12 protein-coding genes and 1 tRNA gene are annotated in these 15,133 nt (G+C 66.1%); 5 read left to right on the plus strand and 8 right to left on the minus strand.

What is annotated here, in order from left to right; all coding sequences use genetic code 11:
* Window positions 1-6: 6 nt before the first annotated feature.
* Window positions 7-312, plus strand: coding sequence for a hypothetical protein (locus tag QM572_RS03715; RefSeq protein ID WP_415090160.1), 306 nt, complete (start codon window positions 7-9; stop codon window positions 310-312).
* A gap of 403 nt (window positions 313-715) precedes the next feature.
* On the opposite strand, the gene QM572_RS03720 is transcribed toward QM572_RS03715, so the two are convergent.
* The 4 genes from QM572_RS03720 to QM572_RS03735 form a co-directional block, all read right to left on the minus strand.
* A complete protein-coding gene (locus tag QM572_RS03720; RefSeq protein ID WP_415090162.1) occupies window positions 716-928 on the minus strand; it encodes a hypothetical protein in 213 nt (70 codons plus the stop codon).
* Between the two features lie 134 nt (window positions 929-1,062).
* On the minus strand, window positions 1,063-1,554 hold the full coding sequence (locus tag QM572_RS03725) for a YajQ family cyclic di-GMP-binding protein (RefSeq protein ID WP_415090163.1): 492 nt from the start codon (window positions 1,552-1,554) through the stop codon (window positions 1,063-1,065).
* Entirely contained in the window at window positions 1,547-2,758 is a 1,212-nt protein-coding gene (locus QM572_RS03730) for an anthranilate synthase component I family protein (protein WP_415090165.1), read from the minus strand. The genes QM572_RS03725 and QM572_RS03730 overlap by 8 nt, the downstream gene beginning before the upstream one ends.
* A complete protein-coding gene (locus QM572_RS03735; RefSeq protein WP_415090167.1) occupies window positions 2,755-3,357 on the minus strand; it encodes an anthranilate synthase component II in 603 nt (200 codons plus the stop codon). The genes QM572_RS03730 and QM572_RS03735 overlap by 4 nt, the downstream gene beginning before the upstream one ends.
* Window positions 3,358-3,382: 25 nt before the next feature.
* Between QM572_RS03735 and QM572_RS03740 the strand changes: the two genes are divergently transcribed.
* Together QM572_RS03740 and QM572_RS03745 are read left to right on the plus strand one after the other, a co-directional pair.
* Window positions 3,383-4,168 (plus strand): aminotransferase class IV, encoded by a 786-nt coding sequence (locus QM572_RS03740; RefSeq protein WP_415090169.1) that lies wholly within the window; start codon window positions 3,383-3,385, stop codon window positions 4,166-4,168.
* A gap of 54 nt (window positions 4,169-4,222) precedes the next feature.
* Window positions 4,223-4,303 (plus strand) — tRNA-Tyr (locus QM572_RS03745).
* Window positions 4,304-4,506: 203 nt separating this feature from the next.
* On the opposite strand, the gene QM572_RS03750 is transcribed toward QM572_RS03745, so the two are convergent.
* Window positions 4,507-4,875, minus strand: coding sequence for a tyrosine-type recombinase/integrase (locus tag QM572_RS03750; RefSeq protein ID WP_415090171.1), 369 nt, complete (start codon window positions 4,873-4,875; stop codon window positions 4,507-4,509).
* Between the two features lie 373 nt (window positions 4,876-5,248).
* On the opposite strand from QM572_RS03750, the gene QM572_RS03755 reads away from it, so the two are divergent.
* Window positions 5,249-6,499 carry an ATP-binding protein gene (locus QM572_RS03755; RefSeq protein WP_415090173.1) on the plus strand — a complete coding sequence of 417 codons (1,251 nt, stop codon included), beginning with the start codon at window positions 5,249-5,251 and terminating at the stop codon, window positions 6,497-6,499.
* A gap of 207 nt (window positions 6,500-6,706) precedes the next feature.
* On the opposite strand, the gene QM572_RS03760 is transcribed toward QM572_RS03755, so the two are convergent.
* A complete protein-coding gene (locus QM572_RS03760; protein WP_415090175.1) occupies window positions 6,707-8,245 on the minus strand; it encodes a hypothetical protein in 1,539 nt (512 codons plus the stop codon).
* Between the two features lie 87 nt (window positions 8,246-8,332).
* Here QM572_RS03760 and QM572_RS03765 point away from each other — a divergent pair, with 87 nt between their 5' ends.
* Window positions 8,333-12,091 (plus strand): hypothetical protein, encoded by a 3,759-nt coding sequence (locus tag QM572_RS03765; protein ID WP_415090177.1) that lies wholly within the window; start codon window positions 8,333-8,335, stop codon window positions 12,089-12,091.
* A gap of 346 nt (window positions 12,092-12,437) precedes the next feature.
* Here the strand turns inward: QM572_RS03765 and QM572_RS03770 are convergent, their stop codons facing one another.
* Complete coding sequence (locus QM572_RS03770; RefSeq protein WP_415090179.1) at window positions 12,438-13,175, minus strand: recombinase family protein; 738 nt, start codon at window positions 13,173-13,175, stop codon at window positions 12,438-12,440.
* A 107-nt stretch (window positions 13,176-13,282) separates the two neighbouring features.
* The coding region (locus QM572_RS03775; RefSeq protein WP_415090181.1) for a helicase HerA domain-containing protein at window positions 13,283-15,133 on the minus strand (1,851 nt) is incomplete at its 5' end.

The following is a 15,133-nucleotide window of genomic DNA, read 5'->3' on the forward strand; positions in this document are numbered from 1 at the left end:
GCATCGATGCGGCAGGCACCCACCGTCCCGCGACGACTTCGCGATCTGGAGACGACCTACGCCTTCGTCCACGCTCGCTACGCCGAGCTGGCCGCGGGCGCCGACCCCCTCGTCGCCCGCTGGGCGGCGGGCATGCTGGACACGGTGGAGCAGATGCGGTCGCACCTCGACCTGGTGCCCTCGTCGGGCCCGGAGGTCGAGCGGTTCCTCCTCCGCATCGCGCGAGCCCACGCGACCCATCCGGACTACCGCGCCCACTGGCTGCTGGCCATCCCGGAGCAGCGCCAGACGAGCTCCCCGACTCAGCAGTAGTCGACGAACTCGGACGGCGCCCTCCCGGTAGCCGGCGGCCGTTGTTGGTCGTCGCGGAATCATGCCTCCGACCTGCAGAGCGCGTGATCTACATCTCTGGCAGACCGGTCACCGCCCGCGGAAGCGTCCGTCGTCTTGTCGGTCGTGCAGCACAGCGAAGACCTCGACGACCTGGTCCTCCTCGTGCACGAGGAACCACACCTTGTGCGGAAAGACGGCGAGGTGGGCCCGGCGGATTCGCTGTCGACGGCCCGGAAGACGTAGGGGCGCCAGGCGATCGACCGCATCGTGCTCGCAAGCTCGTCCCGGAACCGGGAGACCTGTTCTGGCGCCTCGTCGGCGTACCAGCCCAGCGCGCCTTCGATCTGGTTGCGCGCCGAGCGCGTGACGAGAACGGCGTAGGTCACGCGGTGATGCCGAGGTCGGCGGCGACCTTCTCCCAAGGCTCGCCACTCATCGGGTTGGCGCGAGCCTCCGCAGCGAGCCGGCGGACGACCTCGGCTTCTTCGGGCGACGCATAGTCGTCAGCGAGGCTCCCCGCGAGCGCGTCGCGCAGCGCCTCGCGCTGGCCGGCGTCCAGCGCCAAGGCTGCCGCTGTGAGCTGCTCGATCGTCACGACAAGCAGTCTACGTCGCGATCAGATCCGCGGTCATCGATGTCTCTGCGATCGGGCCTCACCAAAGCATCTAGCGGACTAGATGCGGACTAGCAAGGCGCCAAACGTCTCTGACCTGCGGCGATACCCCTCAGTCAGCGGTAGTTGACGAACTGCACGGCGAAGTCGAGATCCTGGCCCTTGACCAGGCTCTGGACGGCCTGGAGGTCGTCGCGGCTCTTGGAGGTGACGCGGAGCTCGTCGCCCTGGATCTGGGTCTTGACGCTCTTGGGGCCCTCGTCGCGGATCAGCTTGGCGACCTTCTTGGCGTCCTCGGAGGTGATGCCCTCCTTGAGCCTGATGTCGATCTTGGACTGCTGCCCGGACTGGCGCGGCTCGCTGGCGTCGAGGATCTTGAGGCTCTGCTGGCGCTTGATCAGCTTGTCCTGGAAGACGCTCAGCACGGCGCTGGCGCGGTCGTCGGCCGAGGCGCTGATCTCGATCGCGGCCTCGCCCTTCCACTCGATCGTCGCGCCGGTCCCCTTGAAGTCGAACCGCGTCGCGATCTCGCGCGCCGTCTGACTGAGCGCGTTGTCGACCTCCTGGCGGTCGAGCTTGCTCACGATGTCGAAGGAGGAGTCAGCCATGGGCCTCATTCTTCCGCACGTCGGCCAGGGCGGCCATGACGACCCACGCCTTGAGCTCCGTCTCGGCCCACTCCTCCTCGGGATCGCTCGCCCAGGTGATCGCTCCTCCGGTCCCGATGGTGGCCGTCGCGCCGCGCATCACCGCCGTGCGGATCACGACGCGGAGGTCGGCGCTGCCGTCGGCGCCCAGGACGCCGATGACCCCGGAGTAAACGCCGCGGGACTGGGGCTCGAGCTCGTCGATGATCTGCATCGTCCGCTCCTTCGGCGCACCCGTCATGGAGCCGGGCGGGAAGGCCGCGCGGATCGCGTCGACGCGCGTGCTCGCGGGGGACAGTCTGCCGGTGACGGTCGAGACGAGCTGGTGGACCGTTGCGTAGGACTCCACGGCCAGGAAGCGCGGGACCGTGACCGTCCCCGGGACGCACACCCGGTTGAGGTCGTTGCGGACGAGGTCGACGATCATGAGGTTCTCGGCGCGGGTCTTGGCGTCGGTGGTCAGCCCGAGCGCGGCGGCGGCGTCCGCGGCCGGGTCGTCGGGGTCGCGAGCGGCGGTCCCCTTGATCGGGCTGGACGAGACCCGACCGTCGGCGGTCACCGTCAGGAACTCCTCGGGCGTCGCGGAGGCGATGGCCAGCTGACCGTGACGGAGGAAGACCGACCTGCCGGTGGGGCTGGTCGTCCGAAGCCTCAGGAAGAGGGCGAGCGGGTCCGCCGGCGCGGTCGTGCTGACGGTCCGGGTGAGGCAGACCTCGTAGCTCTCGCCGCGGGCGAGATGCTCCTTGACGACGGCGATGTCGGCGAGGTACTCCTCGCGGTCGCGGCTGGTCATCCACACGAGCGCGCCCTCGGCGGACCGGTCCGGCTCGGCGCGCGGCGCCTCGACCTCGATCAGCCGGTCGGCCCGCATCCAGAGCGCATCGGGGGTGTTGCTCGGCCGTGGACGGGCCGGGCCGCCACGGGTGAGCGCCCTGACGCCGTAGCCGAGGTAGCCGACCCACGTGCCACCCTCCTCGGCGAGGCCGTCCAGCCACGCCCACAGGTCCTCGGAGACCTGCTCGCCGCCGATCCGGACCCCGTCGCCGACGCGGAAGGTCGCCACGACGTCGGCCGACCCGATCAGCGCGGTCCCGTCGGGGCGGTCGACCCAGAAGGCGCTCGGCGCGTCGTCGAGCTCCCGCCGGAAGAGCTCCTCGGGGCTCACCCCTCGACCCCCGCGACGACGGAGTCGAGGAACGTGGTGACCATGGCGTCGCCGTACTCGGTGGCGATCGACTCGGGGTGGAACTGCACGCCCCACCAGGGGCGGCCGACGACCTCGAGGCCCATGATCACGCCGTCCTCGGCGGTCGCGGTGACCCGGATCGCCGCGTCGCCGGGCGCGACGGCCAGCGAGTGGTAGCGGGTCGCGCGCAGCGGCGACGGCAGGCCGGCGAGCGGGCCGGTGCCGTCGTGGGCGACCTCGGAGACGTGGCCGTGGTGCGGCTCGATCCGGGTGATGCCGGCACGCGCGTGTACGGCGAGGAGCTGGTGCCCCAGGCAGACCCCGAGCACCGGCGTCTGGGTCATGCGGTCGAGCAGCGCGGGCAGATGACCGACGTCGGCGGCGTTGAGCGGCGACCCCGGGCCGGGTGAGATGACAAGCGCGTCGAGCTCGCCGGGGGCCACGGCCGCGACCGCCGGATCGTCGTTGACCAGCACCCGCACCTCGGCCCCCGCCGCCCGCAGCTGGGCGGCCAGGTTGAACGTGTAGGAGTCGTGGTTGTCCACCAGCACGACGCGCTGCTGGCGACTCGATGGCATGCGCAGGTCCTACCATGCGAGGACCATGACGAGCACGCCCTCGACCCCCGGCTACGGCTGCTTCACCACGATGCGCGTCGATCCGCTCCCCGATGGCGCCGGTGTCGGTGTGCGCGGTTGGCAGCGGCACCTGGCCCGGCTCCAGCGCGACTCGCTTGCCCTCGTCGGCGAGGCGGTGCCACGCGCGTCGGTGGTCTCGGCCGTACGCGGAGCCACCGACGGCGTCGCGCTGCCGATTCTCGTGCGGGTGGCCGTCGAGCCAGATCCACGCATTTGCGCGATGGTGTCCGGCGTGTCCCGGCACCTCCCGGGGTGTCGTCACGCAAAGGCACGATCGTGGCCGCTGGCGACCACCACGAGAGCAGTGACGCCGTCGGACCGGCCCCTGCGCGTTCGGGCGACCCGACACGACCGCTTCCGGCCGGAGATGAAGCACACGCTGACCGCACCCGAGCTGGCCGAGCGCGACGCGGCGATCGAGGAGGGGTACGACGACGCCGTCTTCGTCACCGCCGACGGGCTGCTCAGCGAGGGCACCACCTGGTCGCTCCTGCTCGGCCGCCCCGACGGCACGTGGGTCACTCCGCTCGCCGAGAGCCTGCCCAGCGTCACCGTCGCCCTCCTCGCCGAGCGGGTCACCCTCTCCGTCGAGGAGGTCCGCGCCGACGCCCTCGACGGGTTCGACCGGGCCGCGGCCGTCGGCTCGGGCCGAGGGGTCCACCGGATCGCCTCGATCGGCCCGTGGCGGACCAGCCGGGGCGTGGACGAGCTGGCCTCGGCGTACGCCTCCGTCCCGCTCGACCCCGTGTAGCCGGCGTTTTCCAGTCGCCGCCCGCCCTGCGCTATCGTCTCTGCGTTGTATCCCGGCGGGTTGCCCGAGCGGCCAATGGGAGCGGACTGTAAATCCGTCGCGAAAGCTTCGAAGGTTCGAATCCTTCACCCGCCACCGACCAACAAAAGGGGCTCTGACCTGCGGAAACGTAGGCCAGAGCCCCTTCTTCGTCTCTAGGTGAAGCTTGAACCTGTCCGGTCGATCCACTCAAATCCACTCCAAATCTGAGGGGATCGGAGGGGTTAATGACGATGCGTTGATCCGACCAAACAGACCGACCCCACTGCGGAGGCGGTCAACGCCCAATCCAGTGCGTGTCAGCGAGCAGTCGGTGCCGTGCGGCCTTGGATGTAGGACTCGATCACGGCCAGATCACGGCTCGAGTCGTCTGGCACGAGGTGGCCATAGAGCCGGTCGGTGATGGCGATGTTGGCGTGCCCGAGCCAGCGGGAGACCTTGTAGGGAGAGATGCCGGCTGTCAGCCAGAGCGCTGCGGCGGAGTGGCGTAGGTCGTGGAAGCGGATGTCGGGCAGACCGAGTTCGGTGAGTGCTGGCTTGAAGTGGTTGTCGTAGAAGGTGTTGTAGGCGAAGGCCCGCTCGTAGGTCGGTCGAGGGCGGTTTCCCCGGGTGCGTCCGGGCCACAGTGGCGCATCCGGAGCCCAGGTCGGGATAGATGTGATTGACATAGGACTGCCGGTAGCCCTCCACCGTGCGGGGCTTGAGGCGTGCCTCGCTAGCGCGCAATGAGGCACGTGCGACGACATCGAGCCGGGCGGGACCATCGGCCGCTTGAACAGCAGGCTTTCCTACCCGCAGGCGAGTGAGCTCGGCGAGGAACTCCTCAGCCTCGTGGCGGCTGTGGAAGGTTTGCTGGCGGAAGGCGCCGGCCGCTCGCCACCGCACCTCGAACGACTCTGCGCCGTCCTTGCGCTGCACGGAGCGTAGGTGCGCCATGGCTGCGATCCTTTCACCGAGAGACTGCGAATCCACCACCATAGTACTGCGAATCCACCATTTAGGTGCGGCGGATCTCTCACTGAACGGGTAAGGTTTCGAGTTGTGGACGGTCGGATCGAGCGTAACGTGAAGCCTCGTGTGCTCGAGGCTCTCGACGACACGCGGATCGTTGTCATCCAAGGCGCCCGCCAAGTCGGGAAGACCACCCTGGTCCGCGACATCGTCGATCGACTAGGCGGGCGGCTGGTCACCTTCGACGACGAGATCACCCTGGCCAACGCCAAGGCCGACCCGGTCGGGTTCCTCCTTCAGCACCCGGACGGGCTCCTGGCGATCGACGAGATCCAACGCGCCCCCGAGATGATCCTCGCGCTCAAGCTGGTCGTCGATCGCGACCCCCGCCCCGGCCGATACCTGATCACAGGGTCGGCCGACCTCCTGCGCCTACCCGCCGCCGAGGACAGCCTCGCCGGACGTACCGAGCGCATCGAGATGCACGGCTTCAGCCAGGGCGAACTCGCAGGACACCGCGAGACGTTCCTCGACCGACTCTTCGCCGGCGACCTCTTTCTCGGACATGAGAGCTCACTGACCCGCCACGACTACCTGGAGCGCGCCACCGCCGGCAGCTACCCCGAAGCGCTGGCCCGAACACCGGGCCGACGTCGACGTGAGTGGCTCGACAGCTACCTCGCCCAGATCGTTCAACGCGATGCCCCCGAGATCAGCGACATCCGACGACTGGGCGAACTCCCCCTCGTCCTCCGGATTCTGGCCGCACGCAACAGCGAAGAACTCAACGTCGCCGACATCGCCAAGGAGACCGGCATCCCCGCCAGTTCACTCAACCGGATCCTCGAGCTCTTGGAGATCCTCTACCTCATCCAACGCACCCCGGCCTGGTCGACCAACCTGACCAAGCGCGCCGTCTCCCGCCCTAAGGCTTCGCTCCTGGACACTGGTCTGGCAGCACGATTAGTCGGCGTCTCCGCGACCGGAGCCAACCCCGACGCCTACGGCCAAGTCGCCGGCCACCTCCTCGAAGGCTTCGTCGCAGGCGAACTCCGACGCCAACGCGCATGGGCCGACGAGACCATTCAGATCAGCCACTTCCGCGACCGGGCCGGCGCCGAAGTCGACCTCATCCTCGAAACCCCCGACGGCCGAATCGCCGCCATCGAAGTCAAAGCCACCTCCCGCGTCCACCGCACCGACAACCGATGGCTCAGCCAACTACGCGACAAACTCGGCACCCGCTTCACTGGCGGCCTCATCCTCCACACCGGCATCACCGCCGGACCCTTCGGCGACCGCATCGCCGCCATCCCCATCGAAACCATCTGGACAACCTGACCCTCGCACTGCGGCATGGAGGACCAGACACACACGACCGAAAGAAGCTCGGGCCGGTTGCGATCAGCCTCGCCCGCGTGGCGTCTCAAGATGCTGAGCAAGAACCTCTACCGAAACCGCGCCCGTCATCTCACCTGTGCGGACCGCACGGCCTGGGCCAACCCAGCGATCCAGGTCTGCGACGAGACCGTCTGGCCAGCTTCGGTTTTACCCTCGATGGGGGCCGTAGGTGCTCCAGCCGTTCATGTGGGACTGAAGCTCTTCGTGGCTGGCGGAGGTGACTCGGGTGGCGCAGAGATCGCCGTTGAGGGGATCGATTCGTTCCGCGTGGTTGCGTATCCACTCAGCCCACGCGCGGGCCGCGTGGCCATCCGGTCCCGTGAGGTCGTTGGACCGAGCGTCGACCTCCTCGGCATAGGCCCGCATCGCGGATACGTTCTCGCGTCGGGTGAGCTCGTCGTGAAGACGCTCGATATTGCGCTGATAGCTGAGCCGGGTGAAGGCCTCCTGTTTGACCTCCTCCCAGCGGGTCTGGCGGATCTCCGCGCGCCGGCCTTCTTCCTGTCGCACCCATTGGGCTTCGGCCTCGGCAATCTCGAGCGTGCGGACCAGAACCGGCAGTTGTTCCTCGAGGCTGGCTCCCGGGGCATCCCGTAGTGCGAGTATCGGCTGCTGCTCTCCCCACGCCTTGGATACCGTCACCTCCAGCCTGCCCGAGGCTGCGAAGCTCTTGTTCGCCACCGTGCGCTGTGTGCGGGTGTAGTAGTCGGTGTCGGTGATGAACGCGTATCCGGTCCGGCCGCGCTGGTCGAGCTCACGGATCGTGACCACTACCTCGCCGGAGGGCAGGCTGAGGGGGAGGTCCGGGCTCACGCCACGGCCCCCGTAGCCACCTGAGTAGCCGCCCGAATAGGCAGTGAGGACCTTCTTGGAGACCTTCCAGCCCATCTCGCCCGCCGCGGTAATGACGGCTTGGAGGAACCTGGCCGCTCTCCCGATCTGTGGCTTGGTGACGTGGGCGCGCTTGTCTTGGAACGCGGCTACCGCGGGGTGAGGGCCACGTAGCTGGCGAGGGACTCTAAAGACCCTCGTCGGTGTCAGCGCGGTGAAGTCGGGTTCGAGATAGGCCGTGATCCCGAGGTCGGGATCCATCCGGGTCGGCTCATGCGTCAGTCGCTTGCCCTCCGGAAGCAGCCCGTCCTGCGCGAGGAGGCTTTCCCATTGTTCTATCTCGCGGTCACCGACATCAGCGCCAAGCTCGAGGCGACCGCCTGCTGCCACGACATCGTTGAGCACTTCGGTGGCCCGTTCGCAGAGTCGCTGCTGCTTCCGTTCCCGTTCGGCTCGCGCTGCTTCCTCACGTGCTTCACGGTCTCGCTCGGCCTTGATGCGCTCGGCTTGCTCCTTCAGCCGCCGGGTGCCCTCCGGGGTGATCGTCGCCGTCCAGGTATCACCTCGCCCGGCCACGCGAATCAGGCCACGGTTGTGCAAGGCACGTGCCGAGACCCGATGAGCAGTTCCCTCGTACACGCCGTCCCTGCACTCGTCAGCGACCCACGTCAGCAGATCAAACTGTCCCGTCGTCAGATGGTCGGCTGTGCGTCCCATTCGTTCTCCCAGTCTCGCGCTGCGGTACATCCTGGCCGCGACCAGCGACTCCTTGAGTGCCGTCCGATGGCCGGTGGCCGAAAACACCGAGCACGCTGGGCGGTTCGATGCCTCCACGGCGCGACCAAGCATCGTCATGATGGGAGCCGGACCAGATGTCAACAACACGGCACTTCCCGGAGCAACGAACACGTGTGCGTCCGTCTAGGCCCATACGATCAGCGCATGCCTGACAACGTCATTGCGGAGTCCGCGGACGGGACTGCGCGGCTCGGGCAGAGGTTACGTCTGACGAGCTTGGCCCCCTTGTTCGACAAGGACCGACACCAGCTCTACTTCGACCTGTTGGTGCGGGCGATCGGCGCCAAGGGGGTCCGGAACATTGCCCTGACCGGTGCGTACGGCACGGGCAAGAGCAGCGTTCTCGAACAGCTTGGCAAGATTCACACCAATCGCGTCATCGAGCTGTCGCTGTCCACCATCGCCCCTGAGATACACGACGCTAGCGATTCCCAGGAAGATGCCGGGCAATACGGATCTGGCTCGCGCACGAACCTGATCCAGAAGGAAATCGTCAAGCAACTGCTGTATCGGCTTTCACCAGGGGCGGTGCCGCGATCGAGATTTCGGCGCGCGAACGCACCGGACAAGTTCCGGGACTGGAAGCTCGCTGGCGTCATAGGCGCAGCCGTCTTTGCGGTCCTCCTCCTGTTGGGCCTTCTCCAACCGCATGTCTCCAGTCTCTTTCCGGCGGCGTGGCGACAAGTTGTCGCCTACCTTCTTCTCTTTGGCTCGGCGGTGTGCGCCGCATGGGTTGTGATCATACTTATCCGCGGGCGACCGACGCTGAGTGCCTCGGTGCAAAGCGGACCAGCGACGATCACTTTGTCGAAGGCGTCCGATACCTACTTCGATGAATACCTGGACGAGATCGTCTATTTCTTTCAAGCCAGTCGACGTGACATCGTCGTCATTGAGGACATCGACCGGTTCGAAGATGTACAGGTGTTCGACACGCTGCGCGCATTGAACGGTCTCCTGAATAGCTCGGACCAGATCGGTCGACGCATCGTGTTCATCTATGCGATCCGCGACAGTGTCTTCGAGCAAATTGGTGCGAAGGATGACGGCGATGACGGGGCCTTGCCGCCAGACGGCGACTCCGACCGCGCGAAGGAGACCTTGAAGCGCGCAAGTCGGACCAAGTTCTTCGACGTGATCATCCCTGTAGTGCCCTTTGTCAGCGCTGACAACGCACGTGACGTGATGTCCCAGGCGATGAGGAGCGAGGACTTCGAGGTCGACCCCGCCTTGATCCGCTTAGCGGCACGGCATGTTGCAGACATGCGGATGATCCACAACATCCGCAACGAGTTCGAGGTGTACCGCAGCCGTCTCGTCGTTCCCAGGGATCGCATCCCGGGCATTAATGACGACTTGGTGTTCGCGATCGTGCTGTTCAAGAACACTCACCTTGCCGACTTCGAGAAGATCCGATACCGAGACAGTACGCTCGATCACCTCTATGCCATCTGGCGGGCCCTGGTCCAAGAGAACCTCGCGAAGCAGGCCCGGCAGCTGACAGCTCAGCGCCAAAGGCGCCACCTCGAGGCCACGTCGGACGCGCGCGCAGCTAGCCTCGGCCATCGGCTGGAGCAGTTCCGCGACACGCTCCAAGCAGCCGCGCGGGCAGCCGTGCCGCAAGCAAGCGTCGAGCTGTCCGGGCCTGCGACTGATACGAGCGCTGAAGACGTCGACACATGGACGCAGATCGCCTCCGGCGAGTCGCAGCAGCTGAGGCTCCACGACCCGAACAACGGCCCGTACTACTCGTCGACGATCAATCTCGCCTTCTCAGCGGAACAGCTTGCCAGTTTGCTCGGCCTGCCGGTCGAACCCGAGGAGTGGCTGGCCATCGACGTGCAAGATGTCGACGAAAGGATTGCGAAGGCGGAATCGAACATCCGGTTCCTGCGTCACCATACCTGGGAGGACCTATCAGGCCGCCCGGAATTCGAGGTCAACACGACTCCCTTTGAGTTGACCGATTCCACCGGTCGAGGACTGGGCGAGCGAACGAGTTTCGACGAGGTCATCGAGTCGGTGCTTGAATCTGACCTCGCACGCGAACTGGTGCGCCACGGATTTCTCACATCGCATTTCGCCTTGTATGCGTCCAGTTACTACGGCAACCATCTGGGACCTGAGGCACTGGAATACATTCGTCGATGCATCGAGCCCGGCCTGCCTGACACATTCTTCGCAATGAGTGAGGCGGACGTGATCCAGCTTCTGCGCGAGCAAGGCGCGGAGAAGAGCGACGAGGCCGAACTCTTCAGCGACCCAAGCGTGTTCAATGTCAGCATCCTTGACTATCTACTGTCGAAGAGGCCGGCCGCTGCTGAAACCGTAGCCCGCCGCCTATCGACGCTTGGCGAACCGGAGCGCGAGTTTGTCGATGCCTATGTCTCCCAGGGGCAGCATCCCGCTGCCCTCCTCGCAGCTATAGCGCCACGCTGGAAGGAAATCTTGAAGTACGCGGCAGTGGACGCACCGGTTGACGGAACTGCGCGGCCAGCCCTACTAGATGCTGTCCTACGCGTGCTTCCCACTAGTCAGTTCGATGTCGATCAAGCAGTCGGACACGTTCTCGAGTCCAACTACCAGGACATCGCCGCTATCAACGACCCAGGCTCGACCGCTCGAGCGAAGATCGTAATGGAGGTCGTGCAGGCCAGCGGCGCGGTCGTGGAGTCCCTTGAGGCGCTCAACGCTGCGGCACAAGGCGCCGCTGTTCAGCTTCGGCTCTTCCCCATCACGGAGGCAAACCTCCGTGTGCTCGTGCCCACCGGCGTGATCGCGTTGGACGTCCTCAGAAGCAACCGAGCTGCCTACCAGTACGCCCTCGATCGGATCGAGGATTACTTGGCTCTCGTCGCTGGCTCGTCGGGCGTGGTCAGAACCGTGGCAGATCCAAAGATGTTCGCCACGGTCCTGACGGACGCCGCGAAGCGTTCGAGCTCGACCGCACTCGGAGAGCTCGTCAACAGATCCAGCGTCGACTGCCGCGTCACCGACCTCCACGACGTGGCAGCTGGGGCTTGGCCACTTCTCGCCGCGGGCAACCGCACCGATCCCACGTTTGAGAACGTCTCGGCCTACCTTGAGCAAGTCGGTATGGACACGCATCTGGCCTCGCTGCTCAACAAGCACAAGAAGATCACCGGCTTCGAGAAGATCCCTGTGGACCAGCGTAAGGACATCGCGACCACAGTGCTGGCCGCAAGCAACGAGCTCCCCTCGACCGCCCTCCGGGTTCGCATCGCGGCAAGCATCAAGCCCGGAACTATTGCGGCGTCAAGCATCGTCCCAGAACGAAGCGACCTGATCGCGAAACTGCTCAGACGGCGCCTGCTCGCAGACGACGCCACTGCGTTCTCCAGCAACCTCATGCTGGACTGGCCCACCCTCGAGCAGACGATCGCAGCATCGAAGAAATACGCCACGTTCGTCTCACCAGATCTGCTGGAGGCGTCGAACATCCCAAACCTCCTGCGTAGCGCGAAAGTCTCCCAAGAGATCAAGCTGACAGTCGCGTCGCAGATCGCCACCCATCTCACCAACGCCAGCACTAGGCAAACTCAGGCCATCGCCGCTGCCCTCATCGACACACGTTGGCGAATGCCGTACGAGAGCCTCGAAGCACTCAGGAACGCCGGCGCCAACCCTGCACAGGTGATCGCTCTCATCGCCGCACGAGCCGAAACCCTTCCCACGGACGAAATCAAGACACTTCTGCGGTCTCTGGGAGGCGGGTATGCCCGAATCGCCACCGGAGGGCGGGGACGCCCCACCTTCAGAGTCGACGATGCCCATCAATACGTTCTAAATCGACTCGTTGGTGACACGATCAAGCAGGTCGGGACCGAGACCTTCAAGCTCAAAGGACGTCGGCTGGTCGCGACCCTGAGGTCTAGCTCGTAGACCGGGATAGGACCGGTAGGCGCACGCTTTCGATATCGCGACGACATATCGGGCATCGTCGGTCCGTCGCCCGGTGCAGAAGCTTCAAGCCGGGCGGCGTCGATGGACAGCCCTCCCCGTTCGGGGCGGGCGGCGTCCTTACGGCAGGCATACCTGCGGGTGTGGACTCCGGCGATGTTGATGTGGCTGGTGATCACCAGCCCTGCACCGCATCGGCCGCAACGAGCGATCCCGCCCAGCAGGCTTGGCACCGCGGGCGTGCTGCGGCGTCGGGACGGGTCGGTGAGGATCGCGCGGATCTGCTCGCTTTCGACCGGGGTGATGATCGGCTCCCACCGGCCGACGGTCAGGACCCTGCGTCCACCGGGCGGGTCGTCGTGGGCGCCGGGCTGATGGGCACGTAGCCCGGCGATGCGGGCGCTGCCCAGAATGCTGCGCACCGTCCGCGGCGACCACACCGGGCGGCCTTCCCCGGTGGTGGAGTGGTGGTGTTGAGCCAGGCGGTGATGGCGCGGATCGACTCACCGCCCAGGAACCGGTCGGCCATCTGTCGGATCACCGCCGCCTGCTCAGGAATCAGCGCTCCTCCGGTCCCGTAGCCGTAGCGCGCAAGGCCGTGCCAGGCACCGGTCGCGGCGCGCTGCCGCATCGCCCGGGCGACACGGTCGGCCTTGTGACCCGACTCGTAGGCCGCGATCGCCACGAACTGCCGTGCCATCAACCGGCCCTCGTGACTGTTCAACTCCAGCGGGCCACCATGCACCGTCTCGATCCGAAGCGACCTGTCCTCCACCAGGTCGATCAGCGCCTCCAGCTCCCGCGGACGCCGGTAAAGCCGATCCAGATGCCACACCACGATCCGCGAAACCCCCGCGCGCACGTGGCCGAGCAACGTCTCATAGCCCGGGCGACGGGTCCCGTCGAACGCCGAGCGGTCGTTGTCGATCAGCACCGCCGCCACCGCCAAACCACGTCGGGTGGCCAGCCGCTCGCAGTCCTCGAGCTGACGATTCACCCCCGCCTGCAGACCCGTGCGGTCCTCCGAGATCCGCAGATACACCACCGCCGACTCCACGCCACTCACCACCAGAAACTACCGGCCAAGAGCTACCGGGTGCCCCGCCGGGAACGCCCTCTTGCTTCGACGTCAGCCGTGATCAGGCCGGATCCGATAAGAGTCATAGCCCATCGTCACGGGACTTCCGGTGGAGGGTCTAGAGCAATGATGACCGGACCGTCAGCGTTGAACGCAGGCCCCATGCAGACAGCCTCGTACCGCTGGAGTCGCGGCATCACCTCACGCGCATCTCGGCCCATGACCGCCTCGAGGTAGGTAAGACTAGTCTCGTCAGTCGTCCTCAGGACGACGTAGTTCTCGCACTGGCTCAAGGCCGACTTGGACACCACTGCCGTGCGCTGCGAGACCATCACGAAGCGAAGCTCGAACTTCCTGGCCTGCATGATGAACCGCGTCGATTCCGCGGTTGCATCGCGCTGGGCGAAGGTCGAGATGTTCCCTTCGGGGACGAAGCCGTGGGCTTCCTCGAGTAGGAGGACACGACGCGAAGGCGTGCCAGCAACATACTCGGCGTTCGCCGCGGTCATCGTCGCCTCGATGTATGTCTTGGCAGCGGCTGTGGGTTCACCAGTCGGCTCGTGAACCCAGAATCCAGGGTCAGGCGGAGACCCCGGAGTGTGGACGGGGATGCCTTGGCGGTTGCGGTATTCGCCCGTCGTGTCGAGCGCGATCACACAGGACGTCGAACTCAAGGCCCGACACACGGCGAGAGCCGCCGTGGTCTTGCCCATACCCGACATGCCGAGGACCGCGAAATGACCCGTGTAGGAGATCTCGTGGTTCACGCCGATCTCGATCTCCGTGCCACGAAGGACGCCGAGCCGCGTGTATCCGCTGGGAACCGGCTGCGGCGCGAGCTGGGCTCTCACCAGCGGCTCGTGCGGTTGAGGAAGCCGCGGACGCGTGACGACGGAGCCTGCCTCTGGGCGACCCACAAGAAGGGCGGCGGCATGTGGCAGTACGGCGCTCGCCGATCCTCGCGTTTCGCGGTCCAAGCCAAGGCTCGTCACCTGATACAAGGCCATGCCCTGCCCCGCGCCCAACTGGACTGACTCGCCGACCCGAAGGTCGACCATCGGACTGAACGCGACACGCACATCAGTGCTGCCGGGACCGGCGAGCCCAATCAACTCCATGCCCGGCTCCGAGGCCGGTTCTAGAGTAACTGTGGAAGAGGCCTGCGCGCACACCTCGTCAACGTCCTTCTCCAGCGCAAGTTCGACCTGGCGGCCAGAGCGACTAGGGAATGCCCCTACCACCCACGCGTCGGCGGATCCAACCGGTCCGCGCACCAGAACCCTTTCTCCGCGTCGCCATGTACCCGTGGATTGCACCAGCAGCAGGCGAGGCCCAGTCGCCGCCACGGCGGTCGAGGAGTCCTCTCCACGTCCCGACGCAACACGGAGTGCCTTTGCCCAGTTCGGAGTGACGCACATGAGCAGCAGGCCGGTGGCAAACGCCAGGTCGATGTAATGACTGTCGCCATGTCGCGCGAGAGCGACGACTTGAATGGTGAGCGCTGCACCGCCAACTACGGCCGCCCGGCCGAACATCTTCGATGCATGATTCGTAGCCAGTTTAGTGACCCGAGCCGTGCGAGTCTGACCTTCTGAGGCGAGGGCCGCATGGCCGCCGCACACCAGCAAGACGCCGCAGAACACGAGGTAGGCGATCCACAACCCCTCTACTGGACCTCGGTCGGCAGAAGCCCACGCGCCCACGCCGCCGACGGCAGCAACCACTGCGTCCTGGGCTCGCCCGTAGAACGGCTCGACGAACACGACGGCAACCGCGATGCCGAGCCCGACGTAGAACCACCACGCTGTCCAGAAGTGGTGGGGACTGCTGTACGGACAGGTGACATCTGATCTGCGCCGGTTGGAGCCGGCGCTGGAAGGATGTGCACCATGCCGAAGGCGTTCCCCAGGGAGTTCCGCGAGGACGTGATCAGGGTCTATCGGGAC

It is taken from the genome of Nocardioides sp., assembly GCF_047607365.1.
GTDB lineage: Bacteria > Actinomycetota > Actinomycetes > Propionibacteriales > Nocardioidaceae > Nocardioides.